The sequence below is a fragment of the Sphingobacterium sp. IITKGP-BTPF85 genome, from assembly GCF_001006065.1.
Classification (GTDB): domain Bacteria; phylum Bacteroidota; class Bacteroidia; order Sphingobacteriales; family Sphingobacteriaceae; genus Sphingobacterium; species Sphingobacterium anhuiense.
On record NZ_ASZT02000006.1, the window covers coordinates 1 to 16,987 of the forward strand.

A 16,987-nucleotide genomic window follows, 5' to 3' on the forward strand; every position below is an offset into this window, starting at 1 on the left:
TGAGAAAAATGCGATATTCATTGGGAGTAATTTAAAAGATCAAGGTCAGTATGTATAATGTAAACTGATAAAAAATTAATGGATTTAGGAAATCCAACTATCGATTATTTTAATCCGAATGCTATTGATAGAAATGCTTCGAATTCAATTTTCTTATAGATAGCCAAGAAAAGGAATGGTTATTAATGACATTAAACCATTCCTTCTTGTTATTCCCCTTTTAAAATCTTGATATCAGATCCATCAAGCTTAATATTCAGCCAATCTCTCAGTTTAGAAAGTTCTTTGTTATCTAATTTTTCTTTCCCGCTGTAGAACAAAACCGTTTCCATCTTGGTACTATCAGCAGTATTTACCGTTAATTGCTTTCCAATAGAAAAAGGGGTTAAAGTTGGAAATAATGTTGTGATTTCTTTAATTAACTCCTGATCATCAAACTTATATGTTGTCAGCTCCTTTCTAAGATTTTGAATAGCAATATCTTTTTCAGACACATTTTCTGAACGTCTACTGATTTCTGCCAAGATATCCCGCTTTAAATCAGTACTATCCTGACGAATAAACAATTCTGTATTATCGATATTATATAGCAAGAGTTTACTTTTCAAATCAATCAACTCAGATTTTGAGAATTTCTTATCCAAAAATGCGAGTTCAATTTTTTTAGGTCGTTGGTTGAATTTAGTTTTTTCGTAAATCAGGGTATATCCTTTTTGCACAAGTTCATTTTGGATAAACGTATTCACTTGCTGCGTGAATTTTTTCTCTTGCAATAATGCATATGCTAAGTAAAAACTCGGCACAATCATGACTAGAATTAATAAAGTGATCGTTCTTGTAATGCGCTTTTTCTTTCCTTCATTTAAAAAGCTTACGCTCGGGTATTTCAGAAATTTGACAATAAGAAAAGTTGATATACAGATAAAGAAGCAATTGATCATATAGAGATACATGGCACCTCCGAAATAAGATAGGCTACCAATGGCTAGCCCATATCCTGCGGTACAGAGCGGCGGCATCAATGCCGTAGCAATAGCTACACCCGGGATGGGATTTCCCTTCTCCACTCGAGTGATGGCTATAACTCCAACCATACCTCCAAAAAATGCGATCAGTACGTCATATATATTTGGTGATGTTCGGGCTAATAATTCCGATTGCGCTTCTTTAAAAGGACTTAGTGAAAAATATAAAAAGGAAACGAATAAGCTTACGAGCGTAGCAATAACTAAATTTTTTAAAGATTTTTTTAATAATCCAAAATCGTAAGTTCCCAAAGCAAACCCGGCTCCGACTATAGGCCCCATAAGTGGCGATATTAACATAGCGCCTATAATAACAGCTGTAGAATTGACATTCAAGCCTACAGATGCAATGACAATAGCACAAGCTAATATCCATAAATTAGCACCGCGAAATGAAATATTAGCGATCACATTTTCTAATACTTTTTCCTTTTGATCTTCTCCCTGATGTAGATTTAAAAAATCTTTTAACTTGCTCACAGTATTCCCTTTTTATGTTTTACTTAAATTCTAAAATAGATCTAGGTGATGACAAGATACTATAATATCTAAACATTAGCGATATTTAAATTAACAATACAGTTTAATAAAAAAATTCTCAAGCGTGAATTTTTAATAAAACAGAAAACAATATGCATTTAGCCTAATTTTTTTAAATTTGCTAAGCATTTTCACCAAATTTATGAAATGAAGTATTTACAGTTTAATAGATCCTCAATAAGTCCAACACAACTATTTATTCTTAGTTTCATGTTATTAATATTGATAGGGACAATATTACTTCAACTCCCTATCTCTTTAAATAAAGACCTCTCCGTTGTTGATGCACTATTTACATCAACGAGTGCTGTATGCGTAACGGGTCTGGTTGTTGTAAACACAAATACTCATTTTACTTTATTTGGTCAGACGGTAATCATGATACTTATTCAAGCCGGCGGTCTTGGTATATTAACCTTTTCAAGTTACTTCAGCTATTTCTTCAAGGGGGGCTCCAGTTATGAACACCAGCTGGCAACTAAAGATTATATGAATGCGGAAAAAGTAGGTGAAGTTTTTATCATGTTAAAGCGCATTTTACTTATTACTTTGATCGTAGAAGCATTTGGTGCATTGTTGATCTACTTATCACTTAATGCTCAAGTAATCCCCAATTGGGAAGAACGAATATTTTTCGCAGTCTTTCATGCGATCTCTTCTTTTTGTAATGCTGGTTTTTCAACACTGCCAAATGGCCTGATGGAAGAAACGTATGTAAATAATTATAATTTACAGTTGATCATCATATTATTATTTGTTTTTGGAGGACTAGGGTTTCCGATAGTGATCAATGTGCTTAAATACTTTAAACATATAGCAAATAGATTGATGATGCGGCTGACAAAAAGAAAACAGGATAACTATAAAGCCCGAGTTCTCAATATCAATAGTAAAGTTAATCTGATCACCACATTTTCCCTTATTGTTATTGCAACAATTATACTTTTTTCAAGGAGTATCATAATACCCTTGCTTCACATGAAGGAATAGGCAAATTCATTACTGCTCTTTTTACGGCTACCACTCCACGAACGGCGGGATATAATTCTATTAATTTTCATGAATTGCACTTTTCTTCCACCATACTGATCATCTTATTAATGTGGATCGGAGCCTCACCAAATTCAACAGGTGGTGGTATCAAGACGAGCACTTTTTCATTGGCTATTTTTAACTTTATTTCACTTGCGAAAGGAAAAGAACATATAGAGGTTTTTAAACGCGAGATCTCTGAACGGACCATTCGAAGAGCGTTTGCTGCTATGACACTATCTTTATTGGTCATTGGCTTGGGCGTATTTTTAATAACAACTTTGACCCAAAAATGAGTTTACTTGATATTGCATTTGAATGTTTTTCTGCTTACAGCACAGTAGGTTTAACACTTGGTATTACTGAAGACTTAAGTACAGGGAGTAAATTGGTTATTATCATCATCATGTTTATTGGACGCGTAACAATGCTGTCCATATTGGTATCACTATTCAAAAAAATTAAATTTACTAATTACCGTTATCCAACGGAAGAAATGACTATAATATAAAATATGAAATTTATCGTAATAGGGCTAGGTAGTTTTGGGGCTTCCCTCGCTGAGAAATTAACAGCTCAAGGAAATGAAGTTATGGGCGTGGACAACCGTATGGAAAAAGTAAATATGCTCAAAGACAAGATTACGCATACCATATGTATCGATGCTACAGATGAGGCCGCATTTATGAGCCTTCCCCTGAAAAACACAGATACCGTTATTGTAGCAATAGGTGAAAATGAAGGGGCCAACATTATGGCTACTGCTTTATGTAAAAACCACTTTGTAAAACGGATAATCAGTAGGGCAATCAATTCGCTGCACGAAAAGGTGCTACTGGCTATTGGCGTAAACGAAATTGTACATCCGGAGCAAGAAACTGCTGAACGATGGTCAAAAAAACTTTGCCTGAATGGATTATTAGAATCTTTTGAACTGAATGACAATTATAGCATTATAGAGGCAGTTGTACCCAATAAATATGTTGGGAAAAATCTATTAGAAATTGGATTTAGAGAAAAGTTCAATATTTTAGTTCTTACCATTCTGAAGAAGACAGAACAAAGAAATATTTTCGGTACAAATAGAATGGTTGCCACTGTGCTTCAAGGAATACCGAACCCAAAAACAGTGATCCAAGAGGGCGACATATTAGCACTTTACGGCAGCAATTTAGATCTTAAAGATTTTTTGAAATAACAGATTCTATAAGTATTAACAAAAAAGAGAGCTTAAATATTTAGGCTCTCTTTAGTTTTTGCTAGTAATTACTTAATAATTTCTTCGATCTCAGCTATTATTTTTTGTGCAATTGCTTCTGCGGCTTCAGCTGTAGGACCTTCAGAATAGATACGAATAATCGGCTCTGTATTTGATTTGCGTAAGTGAACCCACTCATTTTCAAAATCAATCTTCAATCCATCAATAGTTGAATGCTCTTCATGCTTATATTTTGCTTCCATTTTTGCTAAAAGATCATCAATGTCCAATTCTGGAGTTAATGTGATTTTATTCTTAGACATAAAATATTGCGGCAATTCGGCTCTATATGCAGATACCTTTTTACCCAACTTTGCTAAATGTGTTAAAAATATTGCTACACCAACAAGTGAATCGCGACCGTAGTGTGATGCCGGGTAAATTACACCGCCATTACCCTCACCACCGATAACGGCATTAACTTCTTTCATTTTTGTCACTACATTCACTTCACCAACTGCGGCTGCAAAATATTGACCTCCATGTTTAACAGTTACATCGCGCAATGCTCTTGTTGAAGATAAATTAGAAACTGTATTTCCTTTTGTATGTTGCAAAATATAATCTGATACTGCTACCAAGGTATATTCTTCACCAAATAAATCACCATCTTCCATCATGAAAACCAAACGGTCAACATCTGGATCTACTGCAATACCTAAGTCAGCTCCATTTTCCAATACTGCCTTAGAAAGATCTGTAAGATTTTCTTTTAGCGGTTCAGGGTTATGTTGAAATTTACCATCAGGCTCACAATGAATTTTATAAATTGTTTCTACTCCTAGTGCTTCTAACAAAGCAGGAATGAACAAACCTCCTGTGCTATTAACGGCATCCACTGCAATTTTGAAATTTGCATTTTTAACAGCTTCTACATCTACCAGATCCAACGCTAAAACATCATCAATATGTTTCTGCATGTAGCTTGTGTCTTTATGAACTGTTCCCAAATCTTCGAATTCTGAAAAATCAAAATCTAAGCTTTCACCTAATGCCAGTACTTGCTTACCTTCGGCGTCATTGATAAATTCACCTTTAGCATTTAATAATTTTAAAGCATTCCATTGACCTGGATTATGAGATGCCGTTAGGATTATGCCGCCACCAGCATTTTCTTTAGGAACCGCAATCTCAACTGTAGGAGTTGTGGATAAGCCTAAATCAATCACATCTACACCAATACTCTGTAAAGTACCAATAACCAAATTACTGACCATTTCACCGGAAACTCGTGCATCACGACCAACAACAATCTTGTTAATTCCAGTCTGATTCACAATGATCTTACCATAAGCTGCCGTGAACTTCACGATATCGATAGGTGTCAACCCTTCTCCAGAACGACCACCAATGGTACCTCTAATACCAGATATTGATTTAATTAAAGTCATGTTAAATTACGTTTATTCCGTAAAAATAAAACAATAGTCCAAATATTTATAATAAAGCGTTTCCTTTTCTGAAATAATTAACATACTTTTGTTGCAACATTGTTTCTTTTACACATATATCCGCATCAAATTGAAATTATTTATACATTTGGATTCAGATCACGAAGAACTGTTATCAAATAATTTCACTTTAATACAGCAACATGATTGACCAAATAGTACATATTGATCAAGAAATTTTTTTAGCCATTAATCAGGGATTAAGTAATCCGGTATTTGACTGGCTACTTCCAATTTTAAGAAATCCATATACTTGGGCTCCTTTATACCTCTTTTTAGTTATTTTCTTTATTAAAACATATGGTAAAACGGGTATCCTGATTGTTGTTATGACATTAGCTACATTCGGAGCTTCTGATGCAGTCTCTTCTCACTTAATCAAGAAATCAGTTAAACGGGTTCGTCCTTGCAATGATATCGTATTTAAAGAAGAGGTCAATATCCGTGTGAGATGTGGTTCAGGATTTAGCTTTACCTCTTCTCATGCCACCAATCATTTTGCTTTAGCATTTTTCTGGATCGCATTATTCAGAAGAAAATGGAAGCATGCGATGTGGTTATGTATCACATGGGCAACATTAATTTCTGTTTCACAGATATACGTGGGTGTTCACTATCCGTTTGATATCTTATGTGGAGCAATTTTAGGGATACTGATCGGTATGGCAACCGGATATATCTTTAAGAAACTAAAACCAGAATTCTTTAATCCCGTTATAGCGAAATGAGCGCAATCATCTTAGTAAGTATTCTTTTTTTCTCTGCATTAGCAAGTGGTTTAGCAGTGTTCTTTGTAAAAAGAAACAATACGAATTTACTTAAATTAATTCTATCATTTAGCGGTGCCTATCTGTTTGCCATCACGGTACTGCATTTAATCCCGCACGTCTATCAGACACGAACTACAGATGCAGAAATTTTAGGAATATATGTATTAGGAGGATTCTTATTCCAACTCGTGCTAGAACAGTTCTCGCAAGGAATCGAACATGGACATCTTCATCATGAAGAAGGCCATCATCATGCTTTTCCTATGGGAATTATGATCAGTTTATGTTTACATGCATTTTTGGAAGGGATGCCTTTAGCTGCTACCCATCAAACAGAGCTGGTTTTTGGAATAGCAATCCACCATATACCGGCTGCATTTGCATTAGGAAGTTTATTGATCAGTACACATCTTTCTAAAAAGAGTATTACGACACTGTTAATTGTTTTTGCTGCGATGACACCTCTGGGATTTTCTTTCAGTAAAGCAATAAGTACCGGTGAAATTGGTAATATTCAACAGTATTTTGATAAAATAATGGCTGTTGTCATCGGTATATTCCTACACATATCGACAACAATATTATTTGAATCTGGCTCAGCAGATCATCATAAATTCAATAAAAAGAAAATGATAGCCGTATTTGTCGGTGTTGCAATTGCTTTGATGAATTTTTTATTTGACGGCCACGATCACAGCCATTCTTCTTCAGAGGATACGCAAGAAATCAATCATGATGGTCATGACCACAGCCATGACCATCATGATCACTAATTAGTTTTAGTTTCAGGTTCTAAACTTCCTCGAAATTTATCCAAGAGTTCATTTAATTGGGTACATTCAGCTTCCGATAGATGATTCGGGAGAATATCACTCAGAAGCATTTCTTGTTCTAGTTCTTCGAGGATTTTAAGCCCTAATTCTGTTATTAATAAGTTGACTGCACGTTTATCTTCATTTGACTTACAGCGATCGACTAGTCCTTTTAGAACCAATCGGTCTATCAACCTCGAAATATCAGGCGTATTCGTCAGCATTCTAGATTTTATCAAATTATTAGTAACCGGTTTCGGAAATTGTCCCCGCAATATCCGTAGCACATTGAATTGACGTAATGTAATTTGCTTTTGTTCTGCCCTCTTCTCCAAAACTGCAGTTACCCAATTACTTGTGTACAATAGGTTAACAGTGGCTCGTTGCCACTCCGTACTAAATTTTTTCACTTGTATGGCTTCATCAATTTTCATAATTTAAATATATCACATATTTATCATAAATGCATAAGAATTACATTAGAATCATTCTAAATCAGATAAAATTCATATATTTGAAAATTACATATTAAGAGAAATAATGCGCGATAAATCTAGTTTAGACAAGCTTAAAAAGGGACAAAAAGCTATAATAGTTGATTTGAATTCGAATGACATTCCCGCTAAATTTTATGAAATGGGATTCCTTCCCGGAACCGAAATTGAAGTCAAACATATTGCCCCTTTAAACGGTCCAATCTGTCTAAATATAATTGCTAGTAACTCATTGATTGCTATCAGAAAGTCTGAAGCCAAAGTAATCATTATCGATCCAAAATAAATGAACAATCCTATTATTGCACTTTTGGGGAATCCAAATGTGGGTAAAACATCGCTGTTTAATCGTATTACGAAACTCAATCAGAAAGTTGGAAATTATCCCGGTATCACCGTTGAGAAACGCGAAGGCTCGTTAACGGCAAACAATAAAACATATAAAATCATTGATTTACCCGGTACTTACACCTTATTTCCAAACTCTTTGGATGAAGAAGTTGTATTCAATATACTTGTCGATCAACAACACAAGCTTAAACCAAATTTAATTGTTGTTGTCGGTGAACCGTCCAACTTAAAGAGATCAATTATTCTCTATCAACAAGCACGAGAACTTGGATTACCTGCCATTTTTGTCATCAATATGATTGATGAAGCAACGACAAAAGGTATTCAAATTGATATTCCAAAATTGGAGTCCCTATTAAAGACTAAAGTTTTTTTAACAAATGCACGTAATGGTGAGGGAATTGACAAATTGATCAAAGCTTTTGATTCAATTCCGCCACTATATATTGGAAACTTTAGTATTCCCGCACAATATGTTACACCTGTTGAGGAAGCAAAAAAACTATTCCCTCTGGAACACGAGTACAATACATGGCAGTATTTAGCAAAAGGTAACGTAGAATTTCTATCGGAGGAAAAAATAATGCTCTAGAAAGTATTAGAAAACAGCATAATTTAACTCCACAGGTATTACAAAAAGAAGAATCCATTCAGCGTAATAAGAATTTAGAACATGCATTAAGTACAATCGTATCAAAAGATATCGATTCGAAAAGTGTTACGAATGGTATTGATAAAATCTTACTACACCCTATTTTAGGTTATCTGATTTTCTTTGGGGTTCTGTTTTTGATATTTCAGGGTATTTATAACTGGTCTGGACCAGCCATGGATTTCATTGATACGCAATTTGCCGATTTAGCGGCTTATGTGCAGAGTGTCTTACCTGCAGGACCACTTCCAGATCTATTATCCAATGGTATTATTAAGGGAATTGGCGGTATCGTTATTTTTGTTCCCCAAATTGTGATCTTATATATTTTTATATCATTGATGGAAGAAACAGGCTATATGAGCCGTGTAGTATTCTTAATGGACCGTTGGTTAAGACCTTTTGGACTTAATGGTAAATCAGTCATTCCATTGATCTCAGGTGTCGCTTGTGCTGTTCCTGCTGTAATGTCTGCACGAAACATTGAAAATAGTAAAGAACGTCTGGTAACGATGTTAGTAACACCGTTTATGACCTGTTCTGCACGATTACCAATTTACATTGTTATCATTGGTTTAGTCATTCCTGATACTAAATTTCTTGGGTTCAATATTCAGGGTATTATCTTATTTGCGCTTTATATTCTGGGCATTTTAGCGGCTCTTGGTTCAGCATGGTTATTGAATAAAATTATTAAGACAAAACATAAATCTTTCTTAATTTTCGAATTACCAACTTATAAATTCCCGGACTGGAAAAATTTATTTTTAAATGTTTGGGACAAATCATCCAGTTTCGTTTTTGGCGCAGGTAAAATCATCTTAGCCATATCTGTCATACTTTGGGCGCTTGGAAGTTTTGGTCCTGGTGATAAATTTAAAAATGCAGAAGAAATTGTAACGCAGAATAATCCGTCGCTATCGCAAGAAGATCTCGATCATGAAATATCTTCTTATAAGGTGGAACACTCCTATTTAGGATATCTGGGCATGGTAATTGAGCCTATTGTAGAACCATTGGGGTATGATTGGAAAATGGGAATTGGTTTGATATCATCATTTGCAGCGCGTGAGGTCTTTGTTGGAACAATGGCTACAGTTTATAGCATTGGTGATGATGCAGATATTGAAGATGATGCTTCTAAAAGAACAATCTTAAGTAAAATGAGAGCTGAGGTAAACAGAAATACAGGTTTACCTGCCTATAATCTTGCTTCAGGTGTTTCCCTTTTACTATTTTATGCTTTCGCAATGCAATGTATGAGTACAATAGCAATTGTAAAAAAAGAAACAGCATCTTGGAAATGGACTTTAATTCAAGTAGGATTTATGACAGGCTTAGCTTATATAGCAGCTTTAATCGCCTATCAGGCATTAAAATAAAATATTATGACGAATTTAACTATTCAATACATCATCGTTGGAGTAATCATTATCGCAGCGGTAATCTACTTTTCAAAAACGATGCGTGCTTCATTCAAAGGTAAAAAAAGTTGTGGTAAAGGTTGTGGCTGTGATATGACGCAACCGAAAGTTCAACAAAAAAATAATCTGTAATCACATTCAAATTAGAGATCATTCTTTAGTATACTGAGGATTAAAAATAAAAACCGTTGTCATGTTCGATGTCAACGGTTTTTGTATTCCATTCGGAGCTGAAATAGAAAAGTTATTTTTGTTGCTAAATAATAAAAAATTACCTTTCAGCTTTCATTACTTGCTATTAGCTCGTATTAACATCAATACAATGCCGAATTATTGATAGATAAAAACTATATTAGTCCTATCTAATGATATCAGCCCGTATATTAACTTTATAAAAAACAATTACGTGGATCAAAATCCAAAACAAAATAACGAATTAAAAAGAGGTCTACAGAATAGACACATTCAACTGATTGCTTTAGGCGGTGCTATTGGAACAGGCCTATTTTTAGGTATCGGTAAGGCTGCTATTTTAGCGGGCCCATCTGTGATATTGGGCTATGCTTTAGCAGGAATCATTGCTTTCTTTATCATGCGCCAATTGGGCGAAATGGTTGTAGAGGAACCCGTCTCTGGGAGCTTTAGCTTTTTTGCCAATAAATACTTAGGATCTTTTGCAGGTTATGCTTCAGGATGGAATTATTGGGTCTTGTACATATTGGTAAGCATGGCAGAGCTAACTGCTATCGGTGTTTATGTGCAGTTTTGGTGGCCTGAAATACCACTCTGGACTTCCAGTCTGTTTTTCTTTTTTATCATTAATGGGCTAAACCTAGCTTCTGTAAAAGTTTACGGAGAGGCCGAGTTCTGGTTTTCTATAGTAAAGGTAGCCGCGATTATAGCCATGATTTTGTTTGGTTCTTATTTGCTTATCAGTGGTACAGGCAGCCCACAATCTTCGATCAGTAATCTTTATAATGACGGGGGATTTTCCCAAAAGGCTGGCTATCCCAAAGCAGTAATGGTACGTACGAAGGTCTACTTGCCGCGATCGCTTTGATTATGTTTTCTTTTGGTGGCTTAGAATTAGTCGGCATCACCGCCGCAGAGGCCGAAAACCCTGAAAAAAATATACCCAAAGCGACAAATCAGGTGATCTATAGAATTCTTATTTTTTATGTTGGCGCCCTTATTGTTTTGTTCTCACTATCGCCTTGGCAACAGATTACGGCAGATACAAGTCCTTTTGTAACGGTGTTTGACTCTTTGAAAAGTTTTCAGTTTACCCTATTTGGTAAAACCATCTACGCAACAAGCTTAATTGCCAATGTCTTAAATCTCATCGTACTAACGGCAGCATTATCCGTTTATAACAGTAGTGTCTACAGCAATAGCCGTATGCTATATGGTTTAGCAAGTCAGGGCAATGCCCCGAAGTTTCTGAACAAATTAAGTAAGAACCATGTTCCTGTCAATGCCATCTTAGTTTCTGCATTATTTGCAGCTATCTGTGTTGTTATTAATAAAATTATGCCCCAGGATGCATTAGAAATATTAATGTCGTTAGTTGTTTCTTCGCTCATTATTAATTGGGTCATGATCACCGTGACACACTTCTACTTTAAAAAGGATAAAGTCCGTAGGGATATAAAAACAAAATTTCCATCTTTTCTCTTTCCGATCAGTAATTACATCTGTATTTTATTTTTAGTAACCGTATTGGTTATCATGTGGATAACAGGAATGAAAGTACCTGTTGAACTAATTCCGATATGGATGGTCCTTCTTTATTTATCTTATCTTTTAGTGAAAAGAAACAAATCCAAACAATAAAAATATAGCGTTCATACTTTTGAATGCTTTACTTGTTTAAAATGTATAGGAATGATTCCCAAATTGATCACCACTCTTTTCAATTGTAATCATCACATAAATAAAAAAGCTTCTAAACAGTAGAACCGTTTAGAAGCTTTTTATTGAATTTCTACTTTAATTTATTCAGGATCATTATAATTCCAGTTTTGCAATTTATTCTGCAATATTCTGGAAATTTTATTGAAATATCTTTTTTGTTTATACCCCATGACCACTGTACCCCTTGAACAGCGTTCGTGAGAAATATTTCTTCTGCTTCTTTCATGATCTGTGGGCTTATCTGAGCTTCTACTACTTTTATTCCTTCATCAATGGCCATATCGATCACAACACGTCTCATAACACCTTCAATACAGCCTTCTGAAAGAGCAGGTGTATATAACGTTTTCTCGTAATGAACAAATATATTTGAACTCAATGCTTCGCATAAAAATCCTTCTTGATTCAATAATAAAACATCATCAAAACCCATCTTTTTCTTGTGAATTCCAGCTAAAACATAAATTTGAGAATTTAGTGATTTAATTTTTGATAAATCACTAAATGGTTTTTTATACTCGGTATACAAATCAACAATTAAACCTACTTTTTATCCTTCAGATTAGGTTCAGGTTTCGCAACCTGAAACACGTACGAAGGTTTATTTGAATGTGGACTGTACAAACCGCCCCCATTTCTAAAAACAGTTAAGCGTATCCGGACAAGCTGACCGACCATATTATTTTTCCGTATCAGTTCCTCTACTTTAGAACGAAAGAAAAATTCATCATAAAGATTTGTATCTTCCAAATGTAAAGCGAGCATCCCTTTTTGCAACCTTTCCATATGGAAAGCTAGGAATCTGATCTCACCATCTTTAAACAGCATCGTTTCAAACAAGCCGTCGCCATAACGTACTGCCCTATTCTCAATAGAGAATATCTCTTGTTCTTCAGGTAAAATATTACCGTTAAAATTGATATATGTTGTTGGCATTTAAGTATAAATATTATTCTTCAGTTGGTTTTGATAAAGCAGCATAATTACGCCATTTCTCCAATCCTAAACGAAAATCTTCTGGTAATGGTACTTCAAATTTAATATTTTCTTTTGATGTTGGATGTACAAAACCAATTACTTCTGCATGAAGAGCTTGTCTAGGTAATATTTTAAAACAATTTTCTACAAATTGTTTATATTTTGTAAATACGGTACCTTTTATAATCTTGTCTCCACCATACATGGCATCATTAAATAATGGATGACCAATAGATTGCATGTGTGCACGAATCTGATGTGTTCTTCCAGTTTCCAACTGACATTCAATTAAAGTCACATAACCTAAACGTTCTATAACCCGGTAATGGGTAACAGACCAGCGCCCATTTGCTTCACTGTCGTACATAGCCATAATACGTCTATCTTTCTGATGACGCCCTATATAACCTGTAATGGTACCATCTTCTTTAATATCACCCCATACCAGCGCAATGTATTTTCTTGTGATACTGTGATCAAAAAATTGCTTCGCCAAGTGAGTCATCGACTTTTCATTCTTGGCAATAACAAGTAATCCAGACGTATCTTTATCAATACGGTGCACTAAACCTGGACGATCAGAGTTTCCGGGTAACTGTGGCAACTGCTGAATATGATGCGTTAAAGCATTTACCAATGTTCCATTATAGTTATTAAAACCAGGATGGACAACCATTCCAGATTCTTTGTTGACGATCAATACATCATTATCTTCATAAATGATATCCAAAGGAATATCTTCGGGATATACTTCGGTATCTCTTGGGGGATCGGGCAAGACAACAGTGATAACATCAAATGGTCTCACTTTGTAGCTTGCCTTTACAGGCTTTTCGTTCACTAATACGGACTCCGCTTCAATAGCTGCCTGAATTTTATTTCGAGATGCATTCTCTACTCTATTCATCAGAAACTTATCGATGCGCAGTAACGCTTGTCCTTTATCTACCTCTATACGCAAATGTTCAAATAACTCTTGATCATCTTGCTCTTGTAACTCTAAATTTTCAGCCATCGTACAAAAATAACCTAATTCATACAAATTCTACTAACTTTGTACATTAAAGTGTATGATATCTTTTAATTTTTATAGTCCCGAACAAAAAATTAGTTTTCCAGACTGGGGAAAAAAAACTATTTATGTCTCTATAAAGCGTGATGACATGATCCATCCGTTTATTTCAGGTAATAAATGGCGGAAATTAAAATTTAATTTGGAGCGTGCATTAGCAGAAAATAAAAACCATTTGGTCACTTTTGGCGGTGCATGGTCTAACCACATTTTGGCAACAGCTTGCGCCGGTGCTACCTTTGGTCTAAAAACAACAGCCTTTTTACGGAGTGACCCTGGAATAAATAATCCGCTCATCGCCATGTGTCGATTATTTGGGATGGAAATTATCTATACTGATCGTACCGAATTTAAAAATAAGCAAGTTCTGTTTGATAAACATTTCAGTAATAACTCAAATGCTTATTTTATAGATGAGGGAGGTCATGGACCGCTTGGTTCTAAAGGATGCGAAGAAATTATAGCATCACTACAGGAATCTTACGATCATATTTTTTGCGCCTGCGGTACTGGGACTACCCTCGCAGGATTACAACACGGTGTGGCGGCATCTGGATTACAAACTGTTGTCCATGGTGTACCTGTCTTAAAAGGAGGAGATTTTATTCATGATGAAGTGCACAAAATATATCCTAGCGATCCTGTTGCAACCCTTCATACTGGATATCATTTTGGAGGATACGCGAAAACTAAACCCGAACTTTTACGGTTCATTGAAAAATTTGTTTCCAATACAGGAATCATGATCGAACCAACTTATACAGGTAAACTCTTTTTTGCGGTTAATGATTTGATTTCTCAAGATTACTTTAAACCTGATGCACGCATTTTGGTTATTCATACCGGAGGGTTAACTGGCTTTCTGGGCATGTATGAACGTTTTAATCTTGATCTAGGTCAATAAATAACTATTTTGGAACCTTTCAAACATTATTTTGACATTTTCATAAAATTAATATTGTACGTTTGAACATCAAATAATAAAAGCTCAAAATGAAAATATTAGCATTTGCTGCTAGTAACAGCAGAAATTCAATTAACAAAACTTTCGTTACTTCAGTTTCTAAATATTATAAAGAAGTAGACGATGTAATCGATATATTAGATTTGAATGATTACGAAATGCCCTTGTATTCTATTGATAGAGAAATAGAGTCTGGCATTCCACAATTAGCATTAGATTTCGCGTCAAAAATTGATGAATCCGATTTTTTATTGATATCGATTGCAGAATACAATGGTTCTTACAATGTTGGTTACAAAAACATCATCGATTGGGTATCCAGAATTGCAGGTCGTAAAACGTTCAATGGAAAACCTGTTTTTCTATTAGCTACTAGCCCAGGACCTATGGTGGATCTACTGTTTTAAATACAGCCGTAAATAGAATCACTTGGGATGGGGCAGAAGTTTTGGACTCATTCTCCTTACCTGAATTTGGAAATAATTTCGAAAGCGGAAAAGGAGTTACAAATATTCAACATAGAAGTAAGTTAGAAGCTAAAGTACGAGCAACTAAACGTGCTTTAAAAGAGAGAACGGCAAAGCTAGTTTAACCATAACTTAACAGAAAAAGTCATAGTCGTCTCTGACTTTTTTGTATCTTGGAGAGATAAAAAACAAATTTATGGCAAAGAAAATATTATTACTTGTTGGCGATTTCGTAGAAGACTACGAAGCAATGGTTCCTTTTCAGGCTATGGGTTCTCTAGGTATTGATGTTGATGCTGTAGCACCAGATCGCAAAAAAGGTGATGTAGTACCTACTGCAGTTCATGATTTCACAGGTGACCAAACCTATAAGGAATTACGTGGACACAATTTTGGAATCAATAAAGATTTTGATACCATTAATGTAGAAGAGTATGATGGTCTGTATATAGCGGGAGGCCGGTCTGCAGAGTATATCCGACTGAACAAACGTGTATTAGAAATAACAAAGTATTTTTTTGACAACAATAAGCCCGTTGCGGCGATCTGTCATGGCATACAAGTTTTAACAGCAGCAAAAGTACTCCAAGGACGTACATTAACGGCGTATGTAGCTGTAGGACCAGACATCGAACTTGCTGGCGGAACATGGAAAAACATCCCCGCAGATCAAGCGATTGTAGATGGAAATTTAGTAACATCACCTGCTTGGCCAGGTCATCAAGCTATTCTTAAGGAGTTTTACAAACTATTAGGAATTACAATAGCAATTTAATTACAATACGTTTAAGGAAGCTATCAAGATCGTGAAATAAGTAAGGATATAAATTTTTTGCTCATGATAGCTTCATTACCATTACAAAAACAACTCGAGTACGCTGAGCTTACTGATACAAATGGAAGCTTACACTCATAATGAATAAGTTTAATGAAAAAAAATAAACGGGTATGGTTAATTATCATACCTATTCTAGCAATTCTAGCCTTCATGTTAAAGGATTCTTTAACACAAAAAAGCATTGAAGATCTACCTGGCGAATTTAAAGAGGTTGCATTTGTAAGAAATGAGCAAAATAAAGGCGGTATCATACGCATATATGCAATTTCTGTTGGCAAACCTGATGAAGCAGATTATAAGGCCTGCATAGATTTACTACCGGTAAATGATTATGGAAGCTCAACTACGGCTTACTTTTTTGATAAAAATACGCCCTATCCTACTTCACTAACTATAGAAGCTCCCCACTATGATGGAAGAAGTTTCAAGCGATTCAAATTTCAAAAAAATCGGGTATGGATAAAAAATAAAAAGGAACAATAAATTCTTTATATTTAAAGAGAATACGCATTGTATTCTCTTTTTTTATTTTCTATAGGTTTTATCATGAAAAAATACTCCTTTTCATATACTCATTATTGTGCTTATCGCATTCATATGCACAAAAGAAAAACAATCTTGCTCCCTTATGGATGCAGATTGACAGTCTGGCTGATAATCAATTTTGGAAAGAGATCTCTCCTATTCTTGCTAAGGTAGAAGCCGAAGCAGTAAAAAGAAATTGGTATGATGAACAGGTCAAAGCTTTTCTATATCGCCAAAAGATAAACATGCAGACTTCAGATGATTCGGATATAAAATTAAAAGTCATTCAAGAATTGATATCAAAATTAAACAGCTCGAGAATAAAACCGCGAAAGCCATTTTAACCATTCAACAGGCCCGTAATTATAACGATTATTTCATCAGTAATTATTACAGCATTAATCAGCGTACTGAAGTACA

Annotated in this window: 21 protein-coding genes and 1 pseudogene; 16 read left to right on the forward strand and 6 right to left on the reverse strand. The window is 35.0% G+C overall.

Going from position 1 to position 16,987, the window contains the following annotated elements; genetic code table 11:
- Window positions 1–209: 209 nt before the first annotated feature.
- Window positions 210–1,505: a DUF389 domain-containing protein gene (locus L950_RS01910; RefSeq protein WP_021191169.1), complete on the reverse strand. Its 1,296-nt coding sequence runs from the start codon at window positions 1,503–1,505 to the stop codon at window positions 210–212.
- Between the two features lie 207 nt (window positions 1,506–1,712).
- Here L950_RS01910 and L950_RS34825 point away from each other — a divergent pair, with 207 nt between their 5' ends.
- The 3 genes and pseudogenes from L950_RS34825 to L950_RS01920 all read left to right on the forward strand — a co-directional run bounded on the left by L950_RS34825 (window position 1,713) and on the right by L950_RS01920 (window position 3,795).
- A complete protein-coding gene (locus tag L950_RS34825; protein ID WP_197086171.1) occupies window positions 1,713–2,555 on the forward strand; it encodes a potassium transporter TrkG in 843 nt (280 codons plus the stop codon).
- 59 nt (window positions 2,556–2,614) lie between these two features.
- A pseudogene (locus L950_RS34830) lies at window positions 2,615–3,108 on the forward strand (potassium transporter TrkG).
- Between the two features lie 3 nt (window positions 3,109–3,111).
- The gene (locus L950_RS01920; protein WP_021191170.1) at window positions 3,112–3,795 is read left to right on the forward strand and encodes a potassium channel family protein; all 684 of its coding nucleotides are present in this window, start codon (window positions 3,112–3,114) and stop codon (window positions 3,793–3,795) included.
- A gap of 68 nt (window positions 3,796–3,863) precedes the next feature.
- On the opposite strand, the gene glmM is transcribed toward L950_RS01920, so the two are convergent.
- Window positions 3,864–5,246, reverse strand: coding sequence for a phosphoglucosamine mutase (gene glmM / locus L950_RS01925; protein WP_021191171.1), 1,383 nt, complete (start codon window positions 5,244–5,246; stop codon window positions 3,864–3,866).
- Between the two features lie 203 nt (window positions 5,247–5,449).
- On the opposite strand from glmM, the gene L950_RS01930 reads away from it, so the two are divergent.
- Window positions 5,450–6,034 (forward strand): phosphatase PAP2 family protein, encoded by a 585-nt coding sequence (locus L950_RS01930; protein ID WP_021191172.1) that lies wholly within the window; start codon window positions 5,450–5,452, stop codon window positions 6,032–6,034.
- A complete protein-coding gene (locus tag L950_RS01935; protein WP_021191173.1) occupies window positions 6,031–6,849 on the forward strand; it encodes a ZIP family metal transporter in 819 nt (272 codons plus the stop codon). The genes L950_RS01930 and L950_RS01935 overlap by 4 nt, the downstream gene beginning before the upstream one ends.
- On the opposite strand, the gene L950_RS01940 is transcribed toward L950_RS01935, so the two are convergent.
- A complete protein-coding gene (locus tag L950_RS01940) occupies window positions 6,846–7,322 on the reverse strand; it encodes a MarR family winged helix-turn-helix transcriptional regulator (RefSeq protein WP_021191174.1) in 477 nt (158 codons plus the stop codon). The two genes, L950_RS01935 and L950_RS01940, sit on opposite strands and share 4 nt — an antisense overlap.
- Before the next feature lie 106 nt (window positions 7,323–7,428).
- Between L950_RS01940 and L950_RS01945 the strand changes: the two genes are divergently transcribed.
- From L950_RS01945 to L950_RS37005, 6 genes are all read left to right on the forward strand, one after another.
- On the forward strand, window positions 7,429–7,668 hold the full coding sequence (locus L950_RS01945; protein ID WP_021191175.1) for a ferrous iron transport protein A: 240 nt from the start codon (window positions 7,429–7,431) through the stop codon (window positions 7,666–7,668).
- Window positions 7,669–8,325: a FeoB small GTPase domain-containing protein gene (locus tag L950_RS31615; protein ID WP_021191176.1), complete on the forward strand. Its 657-nt coding sequence runs from the start codon at window positions 7,669–7,671 to the stop codon at window positions 8,323–8,325. It abuts the gene before it with no gap.
- Window positions 8,326–8,381: 56 nt separating this feature from the next.
- Window positions 8,382–9,767: a ferrous iron transport protein B gene (gene feoB / locus L950_RS01950; protein WP_231576789.1), complete on the forward strand. Its 1,386-nt coding sequence runs from the start codon at window positions 8,382–8,384 to the stop codon at window positions 9,765–9,767.
- Between the two features lie 6 nt (window positions 9,768–9,773).
- Window positions 9,774–9,941, forward strand: a complete 168-nt coding sequence (locus tag L950_RS27515) for a FeoB-associated Cys-rich membrane protein (RefSeq protein ID WP_021191178.1) — start codon at window positions 9,774–9,776, stop codon at window positions 9,939–9,941.
- Window positions 9,942–10,215: 274 nt separating this feature from the next.
- Window positions 10,216–10,869 (forward strand): amino acid permease, encoded by a 654-nt coding sequence (locus L950_RS37000; protein WP_410528077.1) that lies wholly within the window; start codon window positions 10,216–10,218, stop codon window positions 10,867–10,869.
- Window positions 10,866–11,642, forward strand: coding sequence for an amino acid permease (locus L950_RS37005; RefSeq protein WP_410528078.1), 777 nt, complete (start codon window positions 10,866–10,868; stop codon window positions 11,640–11,642). Before L950_RS37000 ends, L950_RS37005 begins: the two co-directional genes overlap by 4 nt.
- Before the next feature lie 151 nt (window positions 11,643–11,793).
- On the opposite strand, the gene L950_RS34835 is transcribed toward L950_RS37005, so the two are convergent.
- The 3 genes from L950_RS34835 to L950_RS01965 are packed head-to-tail and all read right to left on the reverse strand — an operon-like array spanning window position 11,794 to window position 13,716.
- Entirely contained in the window at window positions 11,794–12,252 is a 459-nt protein-coding gene (locus L950_RS34835) for an aminotransferase class IV (RefSeq protein WP_262506944.1), read from the reverse strand.
- A 14-nt stretch (window positions 12,253–12,266) separates the two neighbouring features.
- A complete protein-coding gene (locus L950_RS34840; RefSeq protein WP_262506945.1) occupies window positions 12,267–12,659 on the reverse strand; it encodes an aminotransferase class IV in 393 nt (130 codons plus the stop codon).
- Between the two features lie 13 nt (window positions 12,660–12,672).
- Window positions 12,673–13,716, reverse strand: coding sequence for an RluA family pseudouridine synthase (locus L950_RS01965; RefSeq protein ID WP_021191179.1), 1,044 nt, complete (start codon window positions 13,714–13,716; stop codon window positions 12,673–12,675).
- 55 nt (window positions 13,717–13,771) lie between these two features.
- Between L950_RS01965 and L950_RS01970 the strand changes: the two genes are divergently transcribed.
- The 5 genes from L950_RS01970 (at window position 13,772) to L950_RS01990 (ending at window position 16,911) form a co-directional block, all read left to right on the forward strand.
- Complete coding sequence (locus L950_RS01970; protein WP_021191180.1) at window positions 13,772–14,677, forward strand: 1-aminocyclopropane-1-carboxylate deaminase/D-cysteine desulfhydrase; 906 nt, start codon at window positions 13,772–13,774, stop codon at window positions 14,675–14,677.
- An 89-nt stretch (window positions 14,678–14,766) separates the two neighbouring features.
- Window positions 14,767–15,144: an NADPH-dependent FMN reductase gene (locus L950_RS01975; protein ID WP_231576782.1), complete on the forward strand. Its 378-nt coding sequence runs from the start codon at window positions 14,767–14,769 to the stop codon at window positions 15,142–15,144.
- Window positions 15,145–15,400: 256 nt separating this feature from the next.
- Window positions 15,401–15,979, forward strand: a complete 579-nt coding sequence (locus L950_RS01980; RefSeq protein ID WP_021191181.1) for a DJ-1/PfpI family protein — start codon at window positions 15,401–15,403, stop codon at window positions 15,977–15,979.
- Window positions 15,980–16,132: 153 nt separating this feature from the next.
- A complete protein-coding gene (locus tag L950_RS01985) occupies window positions 16,133–16,525 on the forward strand; it encodes a hypothetical protein (RefSeq protein WP_021191182.1) in 393 nt (130 codons plus the stop codon).
- Window positions 16,526–16,674: 149 nt separating this feature from the next.
- Window positions 16,675–16,911, forward strand: coding sequence for a hypothetical protein (locus L950_RS01990; protein WP_156169483.1), 237 nt, complete (start codon window positions 16,675–16,677; stop codon window positions 16,909–16,911).
- Window positions 16,912–16,987 lie beyond the last annotated feature (76 nt).